The 24,170-nt window shown below is 43.3% G+C and carries 23 protein-coding genes and 1 riboswitch; of the genes, 8 read left to right on the top strand and 15 right to left on the bottom strand.

All coding sequences use genetic code 11. The annotated features are described in order from the left end of the window. Positions 1–9 precede the first annotated feature (9 nt). The 4 genes from ACPW7N_RS02520 to ACPW7N_RS02535 all read right to left on the bottom strand — a co-directional run bounded on the left by ACPW7N_RS02520 (position 10) and on the right by ACPW7N_RS02535 (position 5,584). Positions 10–405 carry a hypothetical protein gene (locus ACPW7N_RS02520; protein WP_425649428.1) on the bottom strand — a complete coding sequence of 132 codons (396 nt, stop codon included), beginning with the start codon at positions 403–405 and terminating at the stop codon, positions 10–12. 113 nt (positions 406–518) lie between these two features. Further along, positions 519–905, bottom strand: coding sequence for a DoxX family protein (locus tag ACPW7N_RS02525; protein ID WP_425649488.1), 387 nt, complete (start codon positions 903–905; stop codon positions 519–521). A 175-nt stretch (positions 906–1,080) separates the two neighbouring features. Then, positions 1,081–3,126 carry a sensor domain-containing protein gene (locus ACPW7N_RS02530; RefSeq protein WP_425649429.1) on the bottom strand — a complete coding sequence of 682 codons (2,046 nt, stop codon included), beginning with the start codon at positions 3,124–3,126 and terminating at the stop codon, positions 1,081–1,083. A 34-nt stretch (positions 3,127–3,160) separates the two neighbouring features. After that, positions 3,161–5,584 carry a diguanylate cyclase gene (locus tag ACPW7N_RS02535; protein ID WP_425649430.1) on the bottom strand — a complete coding sequence of 808 codons (2,424 nt, stop codon included), beginning with the start codon at positions 5,582–5,584 and terminating at the stop codon, positions 3,161–3,163. Between the two features lie 310 nt (positions 5,585–5,894). Continuing rightward, positions 5,895–5,987, top strand: a riboswitch (cyclic di-GMP riboswitch). A gap of 87 nt (positions 5,988–6,074) precedes the next feature. On the opposite strand from ACPW7N_RS02535, the gene ACPW7N_RS02540 reads away from it, so the two are divergent. Next, positions 6,075–6,722 carry a GGDEF domain-containing protein gene (locus tag ACPW7N_RS02540; RefSeq protein WP_425649431.1) on the top strand — a complete coding sequence of 216 codons (648 nt, stop codon included), beginning with the start codon at positions 6,075–6,077 and terminating at the stop codon, positions 6,720–6,722. Positions 6,723–7,092: 370 nt separating this feature from the next. After that, entirely contained in the window at positions 7,093–7,638 is a 546-nt protein-coding gene (locus ACPW7N_RS02545; protein ID WP_425649432.1) for a hypothetical protein, read from the top strand. A gap of 320 nt (positions 7,639–7,958) precedes the next feature. On the opposite strand, the gene ACPW7N_RS02550 is transcribed toward ACPW7N_RS02545, so the two are convergent. From ACPW7N_RS02550 to ACPW7N_RS02560, 3 genes are all read right to left on the bottom strand, one after another. Then, positions 7,959–9,002 carry an MBL fold metallo-hydrolase gene (locus tag ACPW7N_RS02550; RefSeq protein WP_425649433.1) on the bottom strand — a complete coding sequence of 348 codons (1,044 nt, stop codon included), beginning with the start codon at positions 9,000–9,002 and terminating at the stop codon, positions 7,959–7,961. Positions 9,003–9,289: 287 nt separating this feature from the next. Beyond that, entirely contained in the window at positions 9,290–10,993 is a 1,704-nt protein-coding gene (locus tag ACPW7N_RS02555) for an MFS transporter (RefSeq protein WP_425649434.1), read from the bottom strand. Positions 10,994–11,071: 78 nt separating this feature from the next. After that, positions 11,072–11,677, bottom strand: coding sequence for a TetR/AcrR family transcriptional regulator (locus tag ACPW7N_RS02560; protein WP_425649435.1), 606 nt, complete (start codon positions 11,675–11,677; stop codon positions 11,072–11,074). Between the two features lie 157 nt (positions 11,678–11,834). On the opposite strand from ACPW7N_RS02560, the gene ACPW7N_RS02565 reads away from it, so the two are divergent. From ACPW7N_RS02565 to ACPW7N_RS02575, 3 genes are all read left to right on the top strand, one after another. Next, on the top strand, positions 11,835–11,933 hold the full coding sequence (locus tag ACPW7N_RS02565; RefSeq protein WP_425649489.1) for an IS3 family transposase: 99 nt from the start codon (positions 11,835–11,837) through the stop codon (positions 11,931–11,933). Between the two features lie 11 nt (positions 11,934–11,944). Then, positions 11,945–12,136, top strand: coding sequence for a hypothetical protein (locus ACPW7N_RS02570; RefSeq protein WP_425649494.1), 192 nt, complete (start codon positions 11,945–11,947; stop codon positions 12,134–12,136). A 113-nt stretch (positions 12,137–12,249) separates the two neighbouring features. Continuing rightward, a complete protein-coding gene (locus ACPW7N_RS02575) occupies positions 12,250–12,840 on the top strand; it encodes a tyrosine-type recombinase/integrase (RefSeq protein ID WP_425649436.1) in 591 nt (196 codons plus the stop codon). Positions 12,841–13,037: 197 nt separating this feature from the next. Here ACPW7N_RS02575 and ACPW7N_RS02580 read toward each other — a convergent pair whose 3' ends face one another. Continuing rightward, on the bottom strand, positions 13,038–13,796 hold the full coding sequence (locus ACPW7N_RS02580) for an MBL fold metallo-hydrolase (RefSeq protein ID WP_425649437.1): 759 nt from the start codon (positions 13,794–13,796) through the stop codon (positions 13,038–13,040). Between the two features lie 191 nt (positions 13,797–13,987). Continuing rightward, the gene (locus ACPW7N_RS02585) at positions 13,988–15,637 is read right to left on the bottom strand and encodes a peptide ABC transporter substrate-binding protein (RefSeq protein WP_425649438.1); all 1,650 of its coding nucleotides are present in this window, start codon (positions 15,635–15,637) and stop codon (positions 13,988–13,990) included. A gap of 235 nt (positions 15,638–15,872) precedes the next feature. Here ACPW7N_RS02585 and ACPW7N_RS02590 point away from each other — a divergent pair, with 235 nt between their 5' ends. From ACPW7N_RS02590 to ACPW7N_RS02600, 3 genes are all read left to right on the top strand, one after another. Next, positions 15,873–16,292, top strand: a complete 420-nt coding sequence (locus ACPW7N_RS02590; protein WP_425649439.1) for a BlaI/MecI/CopY family transcriptional regulator — start codon at positions 15,873–15,875, stop codon at positions 16,290–16,292. A 4-nt stretch (positions 16,293–16,296) separates the two neighbouring features. Further along, positions 16,297–17,145 carry a M56 family metallopeptidase gene (locus ACPW7N_RS02595; RefSeq protein ID WP_425649440.1) on the top strand — a complete coding sequence of 283 codons (849 nt, stop codon included), beginning with the start codon at positions 16,297–16,299 and terminating at the stop codon, positions 17,143–17,145. A gap of 74 nt (positions 17,146–17,219) precedes the next feature. Then, a complete protein-coding gene (locus ACPW7N_RS02600) occupies positions 17,220–17,624 on the top strand; it encodes a DoxX family protein (protein WP_425649441.1) in 405 nt (134 codons plus the stop codon). A gap of 116 nt (positions 17,625–17,740) precedes the next feature. On the opposite strand, the gene ACPW7N_RS02605 is transcribed toward ACPW7N_RS02600, so the two are convergent. From ACPW7N_RS02605 to galT, 6 genes are all read right to left on the bottom strand, one after another. Then, positions 17,741–18,415: a GNAT family N-acetyltransferase gene (locus tag ACPW7N_RS02605; RefSeq protein WP_425649442.1), complete on the bottom strand. Its 675-nt coding sequence runs from the start codon at positions 18,413–18,415 to the stop codon at positions 17,741–17,743. A 154-nt stretch (positions 18,416–18,569) separates the two neighbouring features. Then, complete coding sequence (locus ACPW7N_RS02610; RefSeq protein ID WP_425649443.1) at positions 18,570–19,799, bottom strand: ROK family transcriptional regulator; 1,230 nt, start codon at positions 19,797–19,799, stop codon at positions 18,570–18,572. A gap of 53 nt (positions 19,800–19,852) precedes the next feature. Continuing rightward, entirely contained in the window at positions 19,853–20,968 is a 1,116-nt protein-coding gene (locus ACPW7N_RS02615; protein ID WP_425649444.1) for a M24 family metallopeptidase, read from the bottom strand. Between the two features lie 27 nt (positions 20,969–20,995). Further along, positions 20,996–21,982 (bottom strand): UDP-glucose 4-epimerase GalE, encoded by a 987-nt coding sequence (gene galE / locus ACPW7N_RS02620; protein ID WP_425649445.1) that lies wholly within the window; start codon positions 21,980–21,982, stop codon positions 20,996–20,998. Continuing rightward, positions 21,970–23,145 (bottom strand): galactokinase, encoded by a 1,176-nt coding sequence (locus ACPW7N_RS02625; RefSeq protein WP_425649446.1) that lies wholly within the window; start codon positions 23,143–23,145, stop codon positions 21,970–21,972. The genes galE and ACPW7N_RS02625 overlap by 13 nt, the downstream gene beginning before the upstream one ends. Further along, positions 23,142–24,128, bottom strand: coding sequence for a galactose-1-phosphate uridylyltransferase (galT, locus tag ACPW7N_RS02630; protein ID WP_425649447.1), 987 nt, complete (start codon positions 24,126–24,128; stop codon positions 23,142–23,144). Before galT ends, ACPW7N_RS02625 begins: the two co-directional genes overlap by 4 nt. Positions 24,129–24,170: the final 42 nt, after the last annotated feature.

Raw genomic sequence — 24,170 nt, forward strand, 5'->3', positions numbered from 1 at the left:
GCTTGCTTTCTAGTCCAATGCATGATTGGTTTCAAGATCCCATTTGCGACGGATAAACCAGTACAGCAGAAACGCAAATGTGACCAGAACACCGATAATAGTGAAAAGCTGCCCTAAAATTTGTACCGGATCAATGCTTTCCAGACTTTTCAGGTGATAAACCTGCAGCTCATTGAGCGTCGTATACACTTTGATCGGTAAGAATAAAGCGAAAATTTGCACAATAAGGCCGAGTAAACGAATAATTGATGAAACCGGAAACAAGGCTACAAATGAAGCGATTCCCAATAACCCGATGACCCACCCAAATGAGTAGAACCACGCTACTTCATGGACTGCGATACTCATATAAACGAACCCCATCGCAATGATGGTTACAAAAAATAACACGCTACGGTTAGCCATCCGCTGCCATCCACTCCTTACCATTTTATCTCTTCTATCTTAAAAAGTAGTCGAGTGAAAGATAGTGATGGCCATCACGTAATATCAAATTTCTTTACTCAGCGTAAATCGACTTAGAACAATACATACGCTCCAGGACCAATGAGTGCAACCCCTACAGCAATCGCAATCAACACCAGATTGTATTCAATACCGTTGGAGGTAACCCAGAATCCATTTTGAGCGTGCACCTTGAACATAGCGACGAGCATGATCATAACAATCATCGCTGCGGCTACCGGAGTAAATACACCTGCAGCAAACATCAGCCCACCTACCAGCTCCAGTAATCCTGCAATGGCTGCCATCAATACACCTGGTTTCACGCCGATTGACTCCAGCCAGCCACCTGTTCCTTTGAGACCATACCCTCCGAACCATCCAAATAATTTCTGTGCTCCATGGCCTGCCATGATCAGACCTACGATCAAACGAATGACTAACAATCCAAGATTCATCATATTGCTCACGCTTCCTCTCCAAAAATTGTTTTTGATAAAGCTTAACTTACTTTATGTAAGTATAATACGGTACGTTACTTACATTTGTCAAGCCACTAATTTAAAATAACTAACTTGTCCTAAAAAACAAAGAAACCTCTTCGGAAAGCCCCGAAGAGGTCGGTATTGTTTCATTCTATTTTTTTAAGTATCTGGCAGCAAACTCGTTTGCCGGAATCGGTTTGCTGAAGAAATATCCCTGTGCTTCATCGCATCGATGCTGGATGAGGAATTTATACTGATTGCCCGTCTCCACGCCTTCTGCATTTACTTTTAAATTGAGGTTATGAGCCATAGATATGATGGTTGCTACAATGGCCGCATCGTTCTTATCAATCTCCAATTCTCGCAAAAACGACTGGTCTATCTTCAGCTTGTCGATGGGAAGTTTTTTGAGATAACTGAGAGAGCTATATCCTGTCCCAAAATCATCCATGCCGATTTTTACGCCCAGATCCTTCAGCTCTTTCAATGTCGTCATGGCATGTCCTACATCCATTGCCATGCTCTCTGTAATCTCCAGCTCCACCAGTTGTGGATCGCAGTTGGTTTCTTGCAGGACTCTTTTCACCGTGCTCACCAGATCGTGTTTGATGAACTGCCGCGAAGACAGGTTCACCGCGATCGTGAGGGGCTCGGAGATTCGCCCTGAATTCCACTCGACCATCTGTGTGCAAGCGGTTCGCATGACCCACTCGCCAATCGGGATGATTAAGCCTGTCTCCTCTGCAAGCGGTATAAACTGAGCCGGCGAAACAAGCCCCCACTTGGGATGATTCCAGCGAAGCAACGCTTCTGCCCCTACAACTTTTCCTGTTTTGACGTGGATTTGCGGTTGATAGTAAATCATAAATTCGTCGCGTTCCAACGCTCGATACAAATCATTTTCGAAGATGATTTTCTCATGCGCTTTTTCATTCATACTCTTCGTATAGAATTGAAAGCGGCTCCCCCTGTCCTTTACCCGATACATGGCCGTATCCGCATTTTTCAACAGCGTCTCTGTATCCTCTCCGTCGGTAGGATACATGGCAATTCCGATACTGCAGGAAATGTGGAACTCATATCCGTCGTAAATAACGGGGCTTTCCACACATTCAATGATTTGTTGGGCCAGATCACAAACTTCTTCCTCTGTTTTCACTCCGTACAGGAAAATAGCAAATTCATCTCCGCCAATACGAAACAGATCATCCATCGGTCGCAAGCAATTGGACATGCGCTTCGAAAGTGAAATCAGCAAATTATCTCCGTATTGATGCCCAAGCGAGTCATTCACTTTTTTGAATTGATCAAGGTCAATAAACATGATGGCAAAGGAAGAGTCTTTTTCACCGGAGGAAACAATGGCATCATCGATCGTATCTCGCAACGCTCTCCGGTTAGGCAATCGAGTCAACTCATCGTGATAGGCGAGGAAATTGATTCTTTCTTCAGCCAGTTTGTTCTCCGTTATATCCTTGAACATAGCGATGAATCCAACAATATTATTGCTTGCGTCCACCAGCTTTGAAGTAGACAGGCTTACCCATTTTTTGAAGCCATCTTTGGTAATCCGCTCGACTTCCAGACCAGTAAACTTTTTATTCTTGTTGATCACATCATCGAAAATCTTATCGAATTCCTCTGCTTGATCTTCTGGGATAATCGGGTACTGACGATTCATAATTTCGTGTTTTTTCCAACCAAAAATTTCTTCCGCTGCCGGATTCCACATGGTCACTTTCCGTGATTTGTCGAGTGTTACAATACCGATCGGCGACGCTTCGATTAATGACTTCAAGACATGGTTACTTTGCCAAAGCGAGTCCTCAATTCTCCTATGGATCGTAATATCAGAGAGAAGACCCACATAATTGGTGACTTTACCTTTTTCATTGTAATAAGCCCAGATGGTCAGGTACTCCAGATACAACTCTCCACTTTTCCGATTGTTCCAGATTTCACCTTCCCACCTGCCCGTGACTAACAGGCTGCTCCACATTTCTTCATAGAACTGCTTGTCATGTAAGCCAGACTTGAGCAACCGAGGATTCCGCCCGATCAGTTCTTCAAAGGAATAGCCAGTCACATATGTAAATGCATTGTTAACAAACTGGATTTCTCCCGTTTGATCTGTGATTATCAAACCCTCTGACAAATTCTCTACAATAAGACGATAAAAGTTTGCATCTCTTTCCATCTGCTGACATCCCCCGAGGTTGAAACGTTGAGTTCTACTGTTGCTCATAATACATGACTCTGTTGCAGCCTGCTTTTTTCGCTCGGTATAGAGCAAAGTCTGCCTGTTCAATGACAAGTTTGCTTTCTATACCAGGCTCAGGCTTGACCGTACTGATTCCCAAACTAATAGTAACGATATCACTAACTTTTGAACCTGCATGTGATATTTGTAATAATTCAATATTTGTTCTAATTTTTTCTGCGATCGAAAAAGCTGACCCCATATCGGTATCAGGAAGAATAACTGCGAACTCCTCGCCTCCGTATCTGGCAGCCAAATCATTCGGTCGATCCAGGGCTCCTTCGATTGATTGAGCGATTCGTTTCAGGCATTCATCTCCGCCCAAATGTCCATATTGATCGTTGAATAGCTTGAAATAATCAATATCCAGCATGATTAATGAAAGCTCTTTCGACTCTTTACGACACCGATTCCATTCTATATCCATTACTTCGTCAAAGTGCCTTCTGTTTGCAATCTCAGTCAAACCATCCAGCTTCGATAAACGTTGCAGCATCTGATTTGCTTCTTTCATCCTTGCATCTGCCATTTTCTTCTCCGTTATGTCTTCTGCCACACCAATGGCTCCAACAATCTGTTCTCTCACTTTTATTGGAACGGCGGTCACACCCAGTTCAACCACACGACCAGCCGCATGCATAATCCTAAGTTCAATATAGGTTGATGCTCCCTCAATTACTTCTGTAAAATTACATAACGCTTTTGCCTGATCATCAGGTACAATGATGTGTCTAGAAGAACGATAGAGCAGCTCTTCTTTCTGATAACCGGATATCTCTGATGCCATGTAATTTACATTAATGAAATTCCCTGTTTTGTCCAAAGCAAAACACACATTGGGATTATGATCAAACAATGATTTGTACCGTTGGTTGCTCTCTTCTAGTAATAGCTCCGTTTTTTTCCGTTCCGTAATATCACGGGCAACGCCAAGCAGAAAGGTAACTTCCCCTCGCTCATCCACAATGGGATGGATGGTATTTTCCACAAGGAGTTCGCCTCTGTGCAGAGTAACCACTTCTTCATACGTCACGATACTCCCGAACTCAACCGCCTGCTTGAATTTACTAAGGGTGAATGAAAGTTTTTCAGGTGTGAGCAACTCGCTCAGCTCTTTTCCTACCACCTGACTCTCTTCTTGTCTTGTAACTGTAAGGTAGGTTTGATTGACTGATCGACAAAAAAATTCAGATTGATTTTTGATTTCATAAAGTGAGATCAGATCGGATACCGAATGATAAATAAGGGCAAGCTGGTTCTTGATTTTTTGTGTCGTTTGAATTTTTTCGTCAATAGTCGTTGCCATCTGATTGAACGTCTGACAAAGTTCCTGCAATTCAATGACATCCCCAAACTTATGATGTTCTTCGATTATGTTCTGATAATTGCCCTTGCGCAGGTTTCTAACTCCATCAAGCAAAGACTGAATCGGCTCCGTGAGTTTGGATGATAATCGGATCATGAGAAAATGACCAACCAGCATCGTGAATAGCAGGATAAAAATCATCATTAGCGAAAAGGAACGAAACGGCGCCTCTACTTCTTCCTGATCAATTTCTGCTAAAATGATCCACTTTCCGTTATTCGTCCATTGATACGTTCCAATAACCTGATTACCACGATAATCCACATAGCCATCCAACTTGTGTTTTCCTGCAAGCGCGTTTTGAATGATCTCTGTATCTATTTGATAATTCAACTTTGCCGTATCGGGTATTTGTCCTTTTGAAATCAATTCTTGTGTAAACCTTGATTCCGTTAACATGATTCCTTCCCGATTCACAATGTAGGTTTCTCCCGAATTGCCAATCGTGAAGTTCTTCATTAATCGGTTGATCGTGGTTAGATCGACTGCACCAAAAACCACTCCATTGAATTGTTTGTCAGGGGTAAAAACGGGGGATGAGAAAATAATGCGAGGTTTCCCCGATGCTCTTCCTATCAGTACATCCGTGATAAAGCTGTTGCCTTTTTTGGCTTCTAGAAAATAGTCCCGATCCGATAGACTGATTCCCGGGGGAGAATTGGTGTCAACTTCGGTGAACCCGTCCTTGTTAATATAGACAAGTGAATCAAACTCACTCTGTTTTTTTACAAAGGAATCGAAATTCGCAAGCATCCTCTCCTTTTCCAATAAAACCGTTGCTGGCATGCTTGCAATGATGGCAACTTCTGCGGATCGTTGTTGAATCCACTTTTCTACGTACATCTTCTGATATTTTGTCGCTTCCTCCAGCCTTTTCATTGACTCTTCTTGGTGGTGATTACGTTCGATCAGAATGATAGGGATAAAAATTAATAGTCCAATGAGAATGATGAGAAAACTTACCCGAAACCGCAATTGCTGTTTAATTGATCGAATTTTGAACGCACTCATGATGTCTCTTTGAACCATTGTCAATAACCACCTTTATGTGCCTTAAAACAAGGAAGACCAGCATAAATACTGGTCGTAACCTACCATTCATACCATAAGATATTTATAACAATTCTAATAGGTAAAAAGAAGTGGTTCTTGATATCTATTTATAACATTTCGTTCACGATTGAAAAAATTTGGAATAGCTTGCCTGTCAGGTGCATATCGTAATAATAAAAAACGAATCAGAATTTTTTTTACAAAAAAAAGCAATTTTCCGATTTAGTTCTTTTATACCATATTAACATAGTGTATAATTGGTAACAAAGTCTTTACAATATCAATTCTTCGATAATGGCAAACCTCTTGAAAAAGAGGGACGCAAAGCTACGGGTCTAAGGGTGTATGATTTAATACCTATGATCGCCGGGTTTCCGAAAAGAATGGACCCATACCATGAGATGGCTATTCTTTCGACTGAATAGTCATTTTTCTATTTACCTGACTATATGGGGTGATGTAAAGAATGAAATACAGTGGAAGAATCACAATAACGGCATTGCTGTTCAGTTTTATCTGTATGAATGTACCCTTCTACTATCCCGATTTCAATGTGACCATTCTTTTAATCCATCTATTCTATCTAGCCATTTTCTGGGCTTTGGGCTGGAAATTTGATAAGACCATTTACATAGCTGAAAATGATGAATTGACCAGTGTCTATAATCGTCGGTATATCTCATCTACGATCGACAAACTGCTAAAGAAAATGATCCGCCATAATGAAAAGGTATGCGTGATTGTCGTGGATTTGAATAATTTCAAACTTTTGAACGATGAATTCGGGCATGTTTTTGGAGACTATGTATTGAAAAACGTGGCAACGATCCTGAAGCAAAGCGTGAAGAAGGGTGGATTGGTAGCACGCTGGGGCGGTGACGAATTTATCCTCATCTTGCCAAGAACCGAACTGGAAGAAGCGTTGGAGCTCAAATCAGTGATCCAGCTTCAGCTCCAGCAATTATCCAAATCGTATCGGGCAACTGTTTCTGCCTCCATCGGGATTTCTGTCTTCCCAAGCGACGCAACAACATTGGAAGATCTCATCCATGTTGCTGACTCTCATATGTACTCAGCAAAAAGAGAAAAAAAAGACCAGCCTGTATTTTCTTAATTAGACTACAATAAATAGTGGATAATTTGTTCAATTTATGAGCATATATCCACTATTTTTTATATGATAGATTCGATATTTAGACATTGAGAATATTGTTCAAAATGTATAAAATGTAAACATTAAGAGAACATATGTTTTTATTTGTGGAGGACGTAGCCCATAGCCAATAGCGTCTGTTCGACTGGTTGAATATCTTATTGAAGCTGCAAGCCGCCTAAGAATACAAACTATTTTTACGACCCACTCTGACTATGCCTTACTGCCTTTACCAGGAGAAGCTATATGGGCTTCATTAAACGGTAGGCTGACTCAAGGCAGGTTGAAAATTTCTTCGCTGAGAGAATTACGTCACACTCAGGAAACTCGATTGATTATTTATACTGAGGACGAATTTACCAAACTGTGGGTTGAATCTATGCTGAGATATTATGGTGCGGACCTGCAATCAATTGAAGTCCATTATATTGGTGGAGACGGAAACGCTGTCCAAATTAATAAATTTAACAATCAAAATCCGGGACGAAAGGCTCCTTCTATATGCTTGATTGACGGTGATTCCTCACAGTCTGAATCAGAAATAGAGAAGGTCTTCAGATTACCTGGCTACTTTCCAGAAGAGCATGTGTATGATTCAATTTATGATGCATTTTCAGAGGTTAGCGCTATGTTATGTATTGCATTGGGCTGGGACACAAGTAAACAGACCGAATTAAAAAGACAAATGGAGAGCGTAAAGACAACAAATAGGGGTTATCATTTATTGTTCAACCAGCTTGGCATGAAGCTAAGCCTAATCTGGGAAGAAACGGTGAGAACAGCATTTTTAAATGTATGGTGCCATCACTTTAGAGAAGAATTACATAAAACGCTTTATCCGGTAAATGATCTTCTGCCCATTACCGAAACAGTCTGAAACGTTAAAATAAGGACGGGATGCTGATAATCAATATCCCGTCCCTAAATAACAAATGGTGAATGACTGGCTTCTGATAGGGTATCTACCTTTTGATCAAAGAGTGGAAAATACGTTCATATCTGATCGACAACGTCATTTCATATTGGAATCCACAAACAAATCCGTATTTTGAGTGACATCGAAATTCCATACTATAGAACCGCACCACATATTCCGTGTGGTTTGTTTTTCACCCGTTGCCAGAAGATAATTCTAAAGAGCCGTTCAACTAGGGGTAGTACCAGCGAAGCTGACACCACCCGCAAAGTAGATGGTAATTAAATAGGAAATTCTCTTCTCCCCAGATCCTGCCACCAAAAATCTCGCTGTGGAGATAGCGGAATCTGATCCAGATAGATCGCTTCGCCGATTCTAGGAATATGGTATGGGATGCTTTGCTCTTCGGCTGCGGCCGATAACCTTCTTGGAGGTTCGTTCCAATCATGCAGCGCCAAAGTGAACCCCCCCCAGTGTACGGGCAGCAGAACTCCTCCCTGGACGTCACGATGCGCTTGTACCGTCTCCTCCGGAAGCATATGCACGCCGCTCCACCGCTTGTAATATTGCCCGCATTCTATATATTGCCCGCATTCCATAAAGGCCAGTTCGAACGGTCCGTGCTGACGACCTATTCGCTTAAAGTGAGGACCGTAACCTCCGTCCCCGCTGTAGAAGAGACTTCTCTTCTCTGTCTTGATTACCCACGAGCACCATAGGGTGGAATCCTGATCGAACAGCCCTCTTCCCGAGAAATGTCTCGCGGGCGTGCAAGTGAAGCGAATGCCCTGAACGATCCGTTCTTCTCCCCAGTCCAGCTCGATGACGGTATCGGGCGACGCTCCTCTTTTCCGGATTCGCTTGCCGACTCCGAGCGGAACGAGGAAAGTGCCAGTTTTCGGAATAAGCTTACGGATAGAGGAAGAATCCAGATGATCGTGGTGATCGTGAGACAGAACAACGAAATCGATCGGAGGAAGTTCCTCAATAGTAATTGGCAGCTTGACGCTGAATCTGCGATTGCGGGAGAAAGGAAGCGGCGACGGGTTCTTGCCAAGCATCGGATCAAGCAGGATCGTTTTGCCTCCAATCTGCAGCAAGGACGCCGAATGTCCGAACCAAAAGATCTTGTCTTTTCCGTCGCTTAGCGTGCCACGCTGAAGGGGGACGATAGGAAGCGGCTGCTTCGGCCTTCTCTGAGTCTTAGCGGATAGGAATTCACGAAGCATGGATACAATGTCTCCTGCCCTAAATTTCACGATCACTGGGATTTCGTTCTGGAATTTGCCGTTTTTGGCTCGCCTCGATCGATTCCAATCGTCCATCTGTTTACTCTCCTCATATTCATTCTGCGCGTCGGTAAACACAAGCTTTGAATAAACTTTTAACGACTTTCAGCCCTGGCGTCGTTTCATGTTTAATTTATTTCCGTATTTTGGTTATTGGCCATTGAAGGACATATGTTTCAAGCAATCCGAGCAATGAATTTTCTTGATGCGAAACGAGGTGTTTGAGCTCCTAAGTAATATTGGGGTGGGATATGAACACATATCAAAAATGCAAATTAACCTGGTAGAAGCACTGATCTAAATCCTCTTGTCCAATACCACATTTAATGTGAGATGACCTCCGTTCTCTTGGTTTCACCATTGACCTTTTGTCTTCGTTTATCCGAGAAGAAAGCGATGAATATGCTTGGAATAAGTAAGAAACTAACCAAATGAAAAGTTGAGCTAAATCCCTTTGCCATATCCGATCGTATTTCAGCATTGATACTTGGCCACAACTGTTTAATCTGTTCTCGATTATGATCAAAAGCTACTTTAATCGTTTCCTGCATTTGACTTGGTGCTTGAAGAAATGCTTCCTTTTCACGTTGATCGACCTGTTCCAAAACTTTCTCTAATGTCATCTTTTGCTGGGCGTTTCCTTCTTGTAGCGATTCATAGTTCATTGATTGAATACTTGTAATCATTCCGTCTTTCATAGACGCATCAAGTGCGGAAGCTTGAATCGTTTGTATAGCTTTGTCACGAGCAGTTGAAAGTTCGTTCTTCATATTACTGCTCAGTATCGTAGCTAATAGAGCGACACCGATTACCATCCCGAGTGTACGAGCCACATTGGTAACTCCTGAAACGATCCCAAGCTTGTCGGCAGGAATGTTGTTAACAGCTGAACCAAAAAGCGGCACAACCGATATACCAAGCCCTGCACCTAACAGAGAAAGTCGCCACACCGCGTCAAAGCGAGACGAATCCGCATCTAGGCTGCCAAATAAATAAACCGCTACAGTGATAATGGTCAAACCGATACTTGACAAAAAGCGACCACCTATTTTTTCAGAAACCGGCCCGGAAACTACCGAAAATACCGTTGCAGTCAAAGAGCTTGCAATGATCGTCATTCCCGCTTCAAGCACAGACATATTACGTAAACTTGTTAAGTAAAAGGCGATTAAAAAACTTCCAGCAGACGTTCCAATCGAAGTAAATAATAGTGCAGTGGAAGAAGTGGTAAAGGTTGAAATGCGTATCAATGACAAGGGGAGCATCGGATCTTTTGATCTTCTTTCAACAACTATAAACAATTTAATTGACAATAATGATCCTGCGAATAACGATAACACGTAGAAGGAACTCCAACCATAATCCGATGTCTCTATTAATCCTAAAGTGAAACAAAAAATGGCAACTGAAATCGTTAACATTCCTGCAATATCCATGTTTTTGCTAGCGGTTTTGTCGTAAGACTCTTTTATTAATATGTAAGAAACGATAAACGAAATGATAGCAATCGGAAGATTTACGAAATATACAGACTGCCAATTGAAGTACTCGGTCAAAATTCCTCCTAGTGCTGGCCCACTTGCACTAGCCACGCCTGCTATTGCTCCCCAGATCCCTAGAACAGCGCCATGTTTTTCTTTCGGAAAAAGTTGAATGGCAAGCGGAATGGTGACGGGTACAATAATGGCCGCACTTAAGCCTTGCAACACACGAAACAAAATGAGTAAATCAAGTGTTGATGCGATTCCGCACAAAAAAGAAGTTAACGTAAACAAAATTAGTCCAATGAGAAAAAGTTTTTTGCGACCAAATTGATCCGCTATGCGCGAAGCTGTTAACATCAATACCGCAAATGCTATATTGTATCCATTTATGATCCAACTAATATCTCTCACATCACGATTAAAATATTCAGCCGTTTTCGGCAATGAAATATTCACAATTGTTGTATCCAGCAGTGCGATAAAATATCCTAAAATAATACCAATAAATGTTAGTGTTGTTCTACCCCTACTCAAATTGTTCACCCGCTGCCATCTCCCTCTCTATAATATTGTTGTTTTGCAACCATTGTTGTCCTGCAATCTCAGTTGCCGAAACCACTGTCATTCATCCTTAGAAAAATTAAATTTTTGTTTCGCCCCTAATAATCGATTTGAAAAATCTTCCATCGCAGCAAGAACTTCTGGTTCAATAATACCCGATCGTAAACAGTCGTCGTCAAAAATACAGTCAAATACCGCTACGATCATAAAAGCAGTTTGCTTTGGAAATTCCACATTGAACAAACCAGCCTCAACACCTTCTTCGATAACAGATTGTACAAGTGGCTTAATTTCGTTATTACATCGAACTTCAAACAAATGATTCAGCACTAAACTTTCATTTTGATGGATGTAACTCATGAGGTCGCTATTCCAACCTTCAAAATAAATAAAAGATTTGGCCATCTGTTCAAATTTATGAATCGCATCTATTTGACTGTTACGCGCAGTCATTTCCATTACGTGAATAAGGCGATCAGAGTAACGCTCAAGCAGGTGATCAACTAACTCATCTTTCGATTTGAAATAATGATAAAACGTTCCTTTTGCAATGCCCATTCGTTGCACAATATCCTGAACCGTTGTTTTTTCGAAGCCTTTTTCCAAAAACAGACGTTCGGCCGTTTGTATAATTTCGTTAAGCCCTTCGTCACGTGTCCTGGCCATCGATTATCACATCTCTTTCAATTTTTTCCAATTATAATTCACCGACCGTCCGTCGGTCAATAATATTCTAAAAAATATATGTCGATAATCTTTAATACCGATCATATAGATATTAACGATTGCAAAACAATAGAAGATTACGCTCTCGGATCGATACATACATACATTCATTCATCACTACAACTCCGAGCGATATCAGTGGATATTAAAGAAAATGACTCCTGATGAATATAGAAGCCATCTTTTAACTGCATAGGTTGTTTTAATTTGTGTCCACAATATGAGTTACTTACAATTATGCTGCAAAGCATCTTATCCGACCGTAAATGGTTCGATATGATGACTCCGGAAGATTTGCGGGCGCTTACCCCGCTGATCTACACGCACGTAAACCCTTACGGCACTTTTAGGCTGAACATGAGTGAACGCCTTCCGTTGGAAGAAGGTGTTATTGCGTGAGTGAAAGACGCATATCCCCGAAACGCAAAGCGTAGGAGCTGGCGAAGTATCTCCGGGGGGAACGGCCAGATTATGCCTATCTCAAAAGCCTGTTTCAGCATCTTCGAGCAGAGTTGGAGGTAGAGGTTCCAAAAACAGCAAAGAAGCTCCCTTATGTTCCAACAGAAGAGGAGCTTAAGCGCTACTACGATGTGGTTTGGCAAGCGAAGAACTTTCAAGACATGATGATCGTCAAGACGCTGCTATTTACCGGCGTTCGGGTAAGCGAACTAATCAACATCAAGTTGTCCGATGTTGATTTCCACTACTGCCAAATCCGGATTAACAAGGGCAAAGGGAGCAAGGATCGCATCGTTCCATTCCCTCAATCATTCAAAGAAATGCTGGCCATGCACGCCGATTCAATGAAAAAGAAGCAGGCGGTTTACCTGTTCGAATCATCGTGGAAGAAAAAATATACGGATCGGGGAATACGAAAGATTCTGGCCAAATATTCAGAGGAAGCCGGTCTTGTGCAAAATCTGTCGCCGCACAAGCTACGGCATTTCCTGCTGACCTGGCTAAAAAAGCAGGGCATCGATGACGCACTCATACAGCCTTTTTCCGGCCACGAAAGCCGTAAGTCGTTGGAAGTTTATTCAAAGCTGGCGATCACTGATGCCCAGCAGGAGTACAACGAGGTCATCAATAAATTATCCATTTAATTACCATCTACTTTGCGGGTGGTGTCAGCTTCGCTGGTACTACCCCAACTAACGGATATGAAAGCTAAAAATAAAGGGCTCCACATATTATGCATGACTAATATGTGGAACCCTTTATTTTATTTGATTTTCTTAAGTTTAGGTCTTGATAAGTTGATATAGGATGGTCTTTTTCTGTATAAAAATGTCTACTTAGGTTATTGACAACAAGAAGCAATTTCAAATGATTCTGAGGATTTAAGCAGTAATAAAGAAAGATCTCGTTCCTTGGCGCTGGCGGTTAGTCGTGTAAGAATATCCGGTGTTTGTTGATAGCCCGGTGGATTGTGGAAGGCACCATAATGAATGGGAAGGAGCCATTTCGCTTTCAGGATGGCCCCTGCTGCTACCGCTTGCTCGGGAGTCAAACAGATTGGTTGATGACTGGGGATTACCCCTTCTTCTTGAATCATCGCCGCATTTACTGGTAGGCAAGCGATATCGATTGGACCGTACTCCTCTGCGATTTTCCACCAGTATCCATGCCATAACGTATCCCCCGTGTGAATGAGTTTCGCCTCTCCCGCTTGGACAATCCAGGAGATTTGCGGGTCACCTAATCCATCCACGGCATATGTTGCGGTAATGGTAAGATCTCCAATTTCAATAGACTGATGTTTTGCAACACCTGTCACGTTAGTTAACTCTGTTGATTTGGCTGCTTCCGCAGATTCGGACGGCAGAAAAACGGGTGTATGTTTCCCATAGAATGTGACAATTGCTTTATGGTCGAAGTGGTCAGAATGTACGTGTGTTACCAGCACAGCATCGACTGGACCAAATTCATCCAAGGAATGAAATGTCTCATGAGTTTTGCCAAAAAATCCTTCGTTAACATAATATAGCGGATCGATCACGATTGTGGTTTGGTTATAACGGACTAACACTCCTGCCCAATTCAGTCTCTGTACAAACACGATAGCCGCCCCCTTCTATAATGGAAATGGAAAAAACTAGATAACTATGAGTATACTGGCGGTACTACCATTCGTAAAATTGAATCTATTGAAACTTACGATCGAAAATACTGATACATTAATCTCGACCTTGATGGGTGGTTCGTTAAACTAAAGAAACCGCTCATTTGAGCGGTTTCTTCCTTTTTCAATTATTCCATAGAAGCCCATTTGTAGTCGACGTTGCCCTGGGTATCTACAATCACGCCTTTTACGCTGTCCTTTTTCACCCATGATTGGGTGTAGTAGTAAATCGGAAGGATTGGCATGTCTTCCATCAGCACTTGTTCTGCTTCAGCAAGCAGTTTTTTACGCTTCTCTGGATCTGCTTCGGTAGCCGATTTGTTCAGAGCATCTTTATATTTTTGATTTTCCCAACGGGTATCGTTGTTTCCACCATCTTTATCCTTAAACAGGTCAAGGAATGTGAGTGGGTCATTGTAGTCAGCCAACCAACCCATTCGGCCAATTTGGAAGTTTCCTTGATGCATATCTTCGATGTATACTTTCCATTCCTTGTTTTCGAGTTTCACGTCTACACCCAGTGCTTTTTTCCACTGGTCTTGAACGGATTCTGCAATTTTCTTATGAGCTTCAGAGGTGTTAAATGATAAGGAAATTGGTGGCAGGCTTGTGATTCCAAGTTCTTTCATACCTTCAGCGAGATACTGCTTCGCTTTTTCGACGTCGTTATCTTGGAAGAATGGGCTGTTGCCTACGGAGTTGGAATCGGGTATGAAGCCGAGGGCTGGCTGTTGATTTGCCTGTGTTACGTTATCGATGATCGCTTGGCGATTCAGTGCATATACGAACGCTTTGCGGATTTTCACATTATTGAATGGTGGCTTTTCTGTATTAAATTTGTACATATACGTACCGGAAATCGGAACAGTTGTCATTTTTCCGGAAGCCTTCAAAGCTTGCATTGCATCCGTAGGAAGACTGCTCAAAGGAGATCCAGCCCAGTCAATTTCCCCATTGTCATACATGGCGAGTTCTGTATTCTCATCTTCCACCATGGAGAATTCAATCCGATCCAGTTTTACAGCATCTTTATCCCAATAGTGCTCGTTTTTCTCCAGAATCAGCTTGCTCTTATGCTCCCACTCTACCATCTTGAATGGACCATTACCAACGTGGGTTTTGGCTTCAGCCGCCCAGTTCGCATTGCCTGTTACAACTTTTTGGTTAACCGGATAGTAGGTGTAGAATGCCGTCAACTCAAGGAAAAACGGAGTCGGGTTCTCCAATTGAACTTGTAGTGTCTTGTCGTCGAGTGCTTTCACCCCGACATCATCAATACTTTTCCCTTGTCCTTTGTTAAACTTTTCACCGTCTTTGATAAAGTAGAGCTGGTACGCATAGTTGGAAGCCGTCTTTGGATCAAGGGCACGTTTCCATGCATACTCAAAATCATGAGCAGTTACAGGATCACCGTTGCTCCACTTCCCTTCCCGAAGTGTAAAGGTATACGTCTTCAGGTCTGCCGACACATCTACTTTTTCTGCTGCTGACTCATGCGGCTTGCCATCGTCACCTGTACGGGTCAACCCGTCAAAGGTAGCACGGACGATTGCACCCGAGGTCGTATCCTCTGCAAGACCTGGGTCAGCCGTTGGCGGTTCACTGTGCAGATTCAGCTTGAGTGTCTTGGAACCTGCGTTAGTTGCTGGAGTTTGTGTAGCTGGTGTCTGATTGTTTGGCGTCTGTGTCTGGGTCGTGTTGGTAGGGCTTCCGCAACCGGCTAGAGCGGCACCAGTTACAAGGAGCGAGGTTAACAAAACAAAAATATTCTTTTTCATGTTAATTCCCCCTTTTCTATGGCTCTACGGATACTATACATTGGAATTTTTAGAAAAAACCAAATTTTAAGATTGTTTTATTATGATTTATTAGAATAGTTTAATTATTAAAATTTGTGTAAAAATTAATTTTGTTGAGTGAAAGTAAACACCTGTAACTGCTGGAAAGTGCAGGAACATGCTTGACATGAATATCATCCAACACTACAATCAGTAGTGTGCGAGGTGGCAACACATGAAAATACAAAACTTTAAATATCATGAAAGTGGTTTGAACCGATTTTTTGGACCGCTTGAAGCGAAGATCATGAACATCTTGTGGGACAGCTCTCCGAAGACGATCAAAGACGTGCAAGGAAAGCTGGAGCAAGAAAAAAGCGTAAATTTCAACACGGTGATGACCGTAATGAATCGGTTGGTTGAAAAGGGAATCTTGCAGAAAAAGACAGAGGGAAGGCTTACCCATTTCTGGCCCGTCCTGTCGAGAGATGAATTTCTCGAGACACAATCCAAGGAATTGACGCATGAGCTCATGGAGGAATTTGGCCCGCTAGTCGTCAATCATATGCTCGATGCTTTGGAAGAAGTGGACATGGGGCTATTGGAAAAGCTGGAAATGAAAATCAAAGACCTAAAAAAAGAAAAGGAACGTTAAAACCATGTGGGAAAATCGTTCAAAGGTTTTATTTGGTTCGGGTGTTCTAATCGCAGGCTTGATCATAATCCAAATGATCATGTATGCACTCTATGTACTAGTAGGGATAGACCCACACTTCAACCTGATTCAAATTTGCGATAGTTGGGTGAAAAAGTACGATCTACATTCACTGAGTTATGTCCTGAACGTTTTGGTGTTTTATACGCTCTCTCTTATGGTCTGGGGGATCTATAAACAAATCCGATTATCGAGGCAAGCATACCGAAAGATGGTTGGCATAAAGGACAGTTCTGTTACCGAGCAAATGAATCAAGCATACAGCCATTCCAAACAGGATATTCTTGTGATCCGCCATGCAGATCCACTTGCATTTACAATGGGATTCATGAAAACACGAATTGTTCTTTCCACAGGGCTGCTGGAATTATTAGACGAAGATGAAAGTAAAGCCGTCATTTACCATGAGAAGTACCACTTAAAACATAGTGATCCTTTGAAAACGTTACTGCTATACCTGTTTTCTTCTGTAATGTGGTATCTTCCTATTCTGAAATCGTTCCATCAAAACTATAGAATCATCAGAGAGTTACTCGCAGACAAATATTCGATTGAACAAATGCAGACACCTACACATCTGGGAAGTGCACTGATCAAAATGATCAAGAGAGGGAAATCTACCCCACTGCCTTTTTCGCATGTATCGTTTGCTGAGACCTCGATCAATTATCGAATCAAGCAGTTAGTAGAGCCCGAGTCAGACCTGCCATTGCATTTTCCACTGAAATCATTGATGATCTCGATAAAAATACTCTTAGTTTTATTCACTTCGTTTATTTTGGCTTTGTCTTAATTTTTTTTAGGAAATTACACTACACTGTGTAGTTTAAAAAATAGATCTTATTCAATCAACTAGGGAGGAAAACAATGATGAAATGGAATAACGATACGGCAAACTTGCTTCTTCGAGTAGTATTGGGAATTACTTTTTTGGTGCATGGGCTTGATAAATTCGGAAACGGCATCGAAAACGTTGTAGGCTTCTTCGGGAAAATCGGGTTGCCTGGTTTCATGGCTTATTTCGTCGCTGGTGTTGAGGTTGTTGGCGGTATTGCCTTGATCCTCGGTCTTGGCACACGTATTTTTTCTGCTCTTTTTGCAATCATCATGCTGGTTGCCATTGGTACCGTGAAAATTGGTAAAGGCTTCTCAGGCGGGTATGAATTTGAGCTTGCCTTGATGGCGATGTCTCTTTCTCTCGTAGTGAGCGGTGCACGTTTCATGGCTTTGGACAGTCTGTTTACGAAAAAAAGCAGTGTGAGCAATTCATAATTAACTATCAGCTAAGGTTTGTTAGTACTTTGTAGGGCGGGTTACTACATTTCTTGTAGGGCTTGCCCTCTTTCTTTTTCTTATCAAAACAAAAAGAACTGCATCTAGCAGTTCTTCTATACGCCCATCTGTGAAATGCAATCCATCAGAATTCGTTGGTCGATCCCGTTTACACTATAATATTTCTCTTTGTAAATGGCTCTGATAATCGCACTTACTTCCTTTTTGGAAAGGTGCTGATTTTCATAATTTTTGATATAGAAATTCAGCGGCACACGCTCACCGCCATCATGCAATGGCGGCTGATAGTAGTCGATTTCCTCGTATTTCCGATATCGATTCCGTTCAAAAAAACGGCTTCGTTTGATACAATCCTGTTTCTCTTCCGGGGTTTGGACTACTTCCTGCTTTTCAGTCTCCAAGACGATACTCTGTATGGATGGGAATCCAGCCGATTTGGCGTCCTCTGTCAGCAATTCCTCCATTTTGTACAACGTCTTTGTTCCCAGACCCTTGCTTCTTTTCGTTGGTGTTGCCGCAATATATACAATAAAACCGGAATTGACCTCTTTGATATAGTGGCCTGTCGCAAAAGAAACAATTTGCTCTCCCTCCAAACCAATGAGGAAGTGGAAGTTATTAGCTGAGTTGTTTTTTGCGTACCGCAGACTCTCCCAAAAAATCTCGTGCGGTTCTCTAACTTCAAGGGGAAACGTATCGTCATAAAAAGCTAGTGCTTCCTCCACAAAGATAGGATTATCTACTGTGGCCTCAGCAAATTGAATAACCATACTCACAATCTCCTTTGAAACGATCAAAATTTCTTGATTGAAAGGTTGTCACAAAAAGTAATACTATCACATTTTTTCACAAGATTCATAGACAAAAATATGAAAAAACCAACATCCTCAGTGAAGAGATGTCGGCTTTTGAAGATACTGTATGCTATTTGCTTACGCCTTCAGGAGTAAAGATTTTGGCGAGAAGCAATGTGAACGCTCCGATAGCCATTGCATTTTTACCCAGTTCACTGGTAACAATCTGAAGCGCATTCGTTGGCGTTTGCAATGCTCTCTCCTGTACGGTTCGTCTGAGCGAATCCAGCACATAATCGTTTGCTCTGAAGACACCCCCGGAGAGTATGATGCAAGATGGGTTGAACGAATTGATCAGGTTGGCAATCCCAACACCAAGGTACGTACCTGTCTCTTCCATGACACGAATAGCCAGTTGGTCTCCTGCAACCGCGGCACGGAAGATCTCTTCTCCGGTAACCTTGACTGGATCAGCACCACTGCCTGGCTTGTGCAAAATGCTCTGTTCTCCACTTGCAATTGCTCGCTCAACACGTGCTTCCATCGAAGGTCCTGATGCCAATGCTTCCAGACAGCCGGTATTGCCGCAACTACACTGGGGTCCATGCAAATCAATGGTTGTATGTCCGATCTCTCCAGCAGTAAATGATGCTCCCTGATACAACCGTCCGTCGAGTATGATTCCTGCTCCAATCCCTGTTCCTACGTTAACGCAGACAAAGTGGCTCAAACCCTGCCCTTGACCGAACCAGCTCTCACCCAGCGCCAAGGCCCTCACGTCATTATCTACTTCTACTGGAAGAGAAAACTTCGTCTCCAACACTTCTTTTATTTTCACATTTCGCAATGGGATATTCGGAGCAAAAATCGAGATACCCTGGATCGGATCGACAAGTCCATGCATGCCTACGCCGATTCCCAAAAAGGAAGATTGCTCTGCTTTTGAATCCTGCATGACTTGCCGAATCAATTCTTTGAGCATGCGCAGATATTCGGCTTCTGTGGGTCCCTTTCCGACAAGCACTTCTTGCTCTGCCATGATACTGCCATCTACAGTCGCCGCTACAGCTCGTATCTTTTTCGCACCAGCATACACTCCTACTACATGGAATGCTTCAGCATTCAGCCGCAGCAGGATGGGCTTCCTTCCGCCAGAAGATTCGCCCCGCTCGCTTTCCAAAATCCAGTTTTCCTCCAACAGTTCATTCGCGATGTTGGTTACCGTTGGTGGGGTGAGTTCAGTCAGCTTGGCAATTTCTGCTCGTGAAATCGGTCCGTGTAGCCGTATGATATTGAGGATGATCGACTTGTTCAGCGATTTCATCCACTGAAAACTTCCCGTCTGCATTGATTTAGACATTGGTCTCTTCCTTTTTCACGTACTATGAAAACAGGGGCAAGTTCCTCCCCAACTTAGGAGAGTACCAGCACATCTGGTCGTTTATATGTTACCCCATCTCGTTCCACAAGCAAATACCCCCATTCACCTGTGTACGTAAGGAATTCATTAGCCTGCTCGCCTACCAGGATCGTATCTTCTGACTTGATTCCACGAATCGCCGGATTCCAGGCAAATGCCTGATGTAGCTGAACAACACCAGGAGACTCGGAAGTAGCAAGGAATTCACGAGAAGCGTAGCCGGTTGGCCCTCCCTGATGCAAATAGCGCCAGTCATCCGGGAACCCCATTTGTCGGTAGCTTTCAATCCCTGTGTTGAACACCTCACAGATCGCCTTGCCTGGTCTGGTTGCTGCGTTCATACTCACGTCTATCTGTGCCAGTTTTGCTTTATTTACCCGAATTTCCTCAGGGAGTGGTCCGAAGTGAACAAATCGGGTCACATTGGCGACCAACCCGAATTTCTCCCCGCAAAGAACCAGCATGGCGTATTTGTCCAGTTTCTTGGCTGTTGGAATCGGGTGGCGGTAGTTTAGAATTCTGTCATCCGTAGCAACCAACAAAACCTGCGGGTTGATTCCGTGTGCCATCACTTTGGATGCAAGCAGCGCCTGAATTTGAAATTCAGTCATACCCGGCTGGATTTCACGGCAAGTAGCTTCAATCGCTCTGGCAGACGCTTGACACAACCAGCGATATTTATTCTGCTCATCTTCATTCAGTACATAAGAGAGTTTAGCAATTTCGGTCCCTAGTACCAAAACATCCGGGAGAAAAGAAGAAGCTTGAACGGTATCTGTTCCCATTCTTTTATTCTGGCAGCGAGCAACAATCGCCGGTTCCACACTCTCATGCCACTCCGTAGTTAGCCACTCCACATCCAACCCGTTCATTTCTTCTTCCTTGATGCGGGCGGACTCCATTTGATTGGTGATGCAAATAACCCGGTCCGAAAAAATGAGGAAATCCGAAACTCCTTGCTCTGTCGTTTGAACGATATAATTGGATTGTCCGCTTGTCAACCAGGAGAAGCTTCTGCGCTTACGCAACAAAAGGCCATCGAGTTGCTTTTTGTCCATCAATTCTCGCAGCTTTCTAATCCGTTCATCAAAAACAGCTTGCTTCGTCATATTTACACCCCCGTCCGCTAGATTTGCCTAACTGTCGTACCCGTTGGGATGGGTGCGATGCCAGTCCCATGCACTCTGAATGATGGTGTTGAGATCCGATTGAGCTGGAATCCAGCCTAATTCAGCCTTTGCCTTCTCAGGGGAGGCAATCAGAACAGCCGGGTCGCCTGCGCGTCTTGTTTCCATTCGAACAGGAATCGGATGCTTAGTAATTCGTCGAACCTCTTCTATGACCTCATTCACAGAAAACCCTGTCCCGTTCCCCAAATTGTAGATCCCGCTCTCTTCTTTTTCACGCAGGCGCTTCAAGGCGAGGTAGTGGGCATTAGCCAAATCCATGACATGGACATAATCTCGAATACAAGTACCATCCTTTGTTGGATAATCATCACCAAAGACAGAAATATACTCACGTTGCCCGAGTGCGACTTGCAAAATAATCGGGATCAGGTGACTCTCGGGACGGTGATCCTCTCCGATTTGCCCATTCGGATGAGCACCTGCTGCATTAAAGTAACGAAGGGAGACAGACTTGATGCCATACGCTTGGTCGCACCAATTCAGCATGTGTTCAATTGCCAGCTTGGTTTCCCCATACGGGCTGGTCGGCTCGGTCGGGTCTGACTCTTTGATCGGAATGTGTTTCGGCTCCCCGTAAGTCGCTGCCGTTGAAGAGAAGACGATTTTTTTTACACCATAACGGTTCATTGTCTCCAGAAGGTTGATTGCTGCTCCTACATTGTTGCGATAATATTTCAATGGTTCAGTCACACTTTCACCAACGAGCGAACTTGCTGCGAAGTGAATGACTGCTTCAATGGTATGAGAAGTGAAGATCTGGTCAAGCAGTGCCGTATCGTGGATATTTCCCTGATAAAAGTGATTCCCCAATGATGCCAGCTTGTGCCCGGTTGCGAGATTGTCCAATACGATTACTTCTTCACCGTGCGAAAGAAATTCAGCAACCGTATGACTGCCAATAAACCCAGCTCCACCTGTAACTAAAATGGCCATGTTTTATCCTCCCCCACTGCAATCTCTCTTGCACCTTCCCCAAGGTTGCATACATAGAAATCGGCTGTAAAGCCAGTTTTTTGTGTGTATTGTTGTGCTACGCTGTTTCCAAATTCAGCCAATCGCTCCTTGTGCACGACGTTAACCGTACATCCACCAAATCCTGCACCTGTCATTCTGGCACCGATGCAGCCTTCCATTTGAAGCGCTTCTTCCACCAACGTATCAAGCTCAAAGCAGGAGACTTCATAAAAGTGACGTAACGAATGGTGGGATGCAACCATATACTGTCCGAATCTGATCAAATCACCTTGTTTTAGCGCCTCGGTTGATTGTTTAACCCGATCGTTTTCATAGACGACGTGCTCCAGGCGGTTGCTGATCGTTGGAATTTTAATGAGCTCACGAACCTTTTCCCATTCATCGACCGACACACTACCCAAGTCTTTCGCTTCTGCCAGCTTGCTTTGAATGATGGTAAATCCATCTTCACATTCCTGTCTTCGCTCATTGTATTTGGAATCTGCCAGTTCTCGTCGCTTGTTGCTATTGATGACAACGAGTCGATAGTCTCCGAGAGTAAGTGGCACATAGCGATACTCCAATGTATTGCAACGTAAAAACATGGCGTGATCTTGTTTCCCCATTCCTACTGCGAACTGATCCATAATACCGCAGTTGACTCCCATGTACTGATTCTCTGCTTGTTGTGTCAACTTCACCAAATCAATGATAGAAAGCTCTGCATTTGCAAGCGCACACACCCCGATTGCAGTGACCATCTCGATGGAAGCAGAGGATGAGAGACCTGCACCATTCGGAATATTGCCGTGAAAGAGGATATCAAATCCACCAAAATCTACTCCACGCTGCTTTAACAAGGACAAAACACCCTTCGGATAGTTCCCCCACCCGTCTTCTGCACGAAACTCGAGATGATTTGTATCGCAGGTAACGACGTGTGCAAATGAGGTTGAAGCCATTCGAAGACAATCGTCCTGGCGTTTGCGGATCGCCATCCATGTACCGAAATCCAATGCAGCAGGTAATACATATCCGCCGCTGTAATCGGTATGATCCCCAATCAGGTTTACTCGGCCCGGTGCAAAAAACAGTCGAATCGATTCCGATGAACCACCAAAACGTTCGAGAAATTGTTTCATCGCAGAGACCTTCCTTCTTTTTGCAAATAGCGCTGATACGCTTCACGCAGTTTCTCAGATGTTTCCTCGACCGCATGCGGGTTGCAAGCTGCCCATGCCCCCATTTCGGAGGAAGCGTAGTATTTGATTTTACTCGCTTCACGAAGAGGTGTATAAAACTCAATGTGGAAGTGATAGTAGTTATCTACATTCTCATCGTTTACGGGCCGTTGGTGGATTACCATCATATACGGGAACAGCTTGTCAAATAGACAGTCCATGGCTCCAGTCATGTCTTTGAGCATTTCCGCCAAACTGCGTCTCTCTTTTTCCGTGAAGTCGGACAACGCTGTTTTATGACTTTTACTTACGATAAACAGGCCGTACGGATAATCTGTAAAGAATGGGATGTACGCAATGAAGTCGTCGTTTTCATGAATTACTCGCTCTTGGAAAGCCTTCTCTTCCCGGTTCATGTCACAGATTAAACACGTTCCGTGCACTGCATGGTGCCTCTTGCAATTTTCCAACTCGGTTCTGATCTTCAACGGCATTTGTGAGTAGGCGTAGATTTGTCCATGTGGGTGAGGCATTGTCACACCGCATTCTTCTCCACGGTTTTCGAAAATGAGAATATATTTGTGTTTTGGTTCCTTGCTCAGCTCGACAAAACGGTCCGTCCAAAGAGCGACCAGCTTCTCAATATGCTGGGCAGGAAGCTCTGGCAGTGTGACAGTATGTTCAGGAGAATAGAGGATGACTTCGCATTTTCCATACGCTTTTTCCGTACGGTAAAGAGATGAGCCAACAGGATCTGGCTCGGGCGGAGACGGCATCAAAGCAGGAAAGTCATTGTTGTAGCAGAGAACGTCGTATTCGTCCGGCACTTTCCCTGAGCCTGGGCAAAACGGACAATAATCTTTTGGCATGGTCGGGCGATGTGCTCGATGGGAAGCAACCATCGTCCAGTCGCCAAGAAGAGGGTTATAACGCAATTCGGCCAATTGTATCTCCTCCATCTATTGTGTATAATAAAACTCGTTATC

The sequence above is a fragment of the Brevibacillus nigriterrae genome (assembly GCF_049846925.1).
Taxonomy (GTDB): domain Bacteria; phylum Bacillota; class Bacilli; order Brevibacillales; family Brevibacillaceae; genus Brevibacillus_H.

Excerpts from the sequence above, each read along its gene's own strand:
- ACPW7N_RS02520 (WP_425649428.1), bottom strand. The coding sequence starts at position 405 with ATGGCTAACCGTAGCGTGTTATTTTTTGTAACCATCATTGCGATGGGG.
- ACPW7N_RS02525 (WP_425649488.1), bottom strand. The coding sequence starts at position 905 with ATGATGAATCTTGGATTGTTAGTCATTCGTTTGATCGTAGGTCTGATC.
- ACPW7N_RS02530 (WP_425649429.1), bottom strand. The coding sequence starts at position 3,126 with ATGGAAAGAGATGCAAACTTTTATCGTCTTATTGTAGAGAATTTGTCA.
- ACPW7N_RS02535 (WP_425649430.1), bottom strand. The coding sequence starts at position 5,584 with ATGGTTCAAAGAGACATCATGAGTGCGTTCAAAATTCGATCAATTAAA.
- ACPW7N_RS02540 (WP_425649431.1), top strand. The coding sequence starts at position 6,075 with ATGAAATACAGTGGAAGAATCACAATAACGGCATTGCTGTTCAGTTTT.
- ACPW7N_RS02550 (WP_425649433.1), bottom strand. The coding sequence starts at position 9,002 with ATGGACGATTGGAATCGATCGAGGCGAGCCAAAAACGGCAAATTCCAG.
- ACPW7N_RS02560 (WP_425649435.1), bottom strand. The coding sequence starts at position 11,677 with ATGGCCAGGACACGTGACGAAGGGCTTAACGAAATTATACAAACGGCC.
- ACPW7N_RS02585 (WP_425649438.1), bottom strand. The coding sequence starts at position 15,637 with ATGAAAAAGAATATTTTTGTTTTGTTAACCTCGCTCCTTGTAACTGGT.
- ACPW7N_RS02590 (WP_425649439.1), top strand. The coding sequence starts at position 15,873 with ATGAAAATACAAAACTTTAAATATCATGAAAGTGGTTTGAACCGATTT.
- ACPW7N_RS02595 (WP_425649440.1), top strand. The coding sequence starts at position 16,297 with ATGTGGGAAAATCGTTCAAAGGTTTTATTTGGTTCGGGTGTTCTAATC.
- ACPW7N_RS02600 (WP_425649441.1), top strand. The coding sequence starts at position 17,220 with ATGATGAAATGGAATAACGATACGGCAAACTTGCTTCTTCGAGTAGTA.
- ACPW7N_RS02605 (WP_425649442.1), bottom strand. The coding sequence starts at position 18,415 with ATGGTTATTCAATTTGCTGAGGCCACAGTAGATAATCCTATCTTTGTG.
- ACPW7N_RS02610 (WP_425649443.1), bottom strand. The coding sequence starts at position 19,799 with ATGTCTAAATCAATGCAGACGGGAAGTTTTCAGTGGATGAAATCGCTG.
- ACPW7N_RS02615 (WP_425649444.1), bottom strand. The coding sequence starts at position 20,968 with ATGACGAAGCAAGCTGTTTTTGATGAACGGATTAGAAAGCTGCGAGAA.
- galE (WP_425649445.1), bottom strand. The coding sequence starts at position 21,982 with ATGGCCATTTTAGTTACAGGTGGAGCTGGGTTTATTGGCAGTCATACG.
- ACPW7N_RS02625 (WP_425649446.1), bottom strand. The coding sequence starts at position 23,145 with ATGAAACAATTTCTCGAACGTTTTGGTGGTTCATCGGAATCGATTCGA.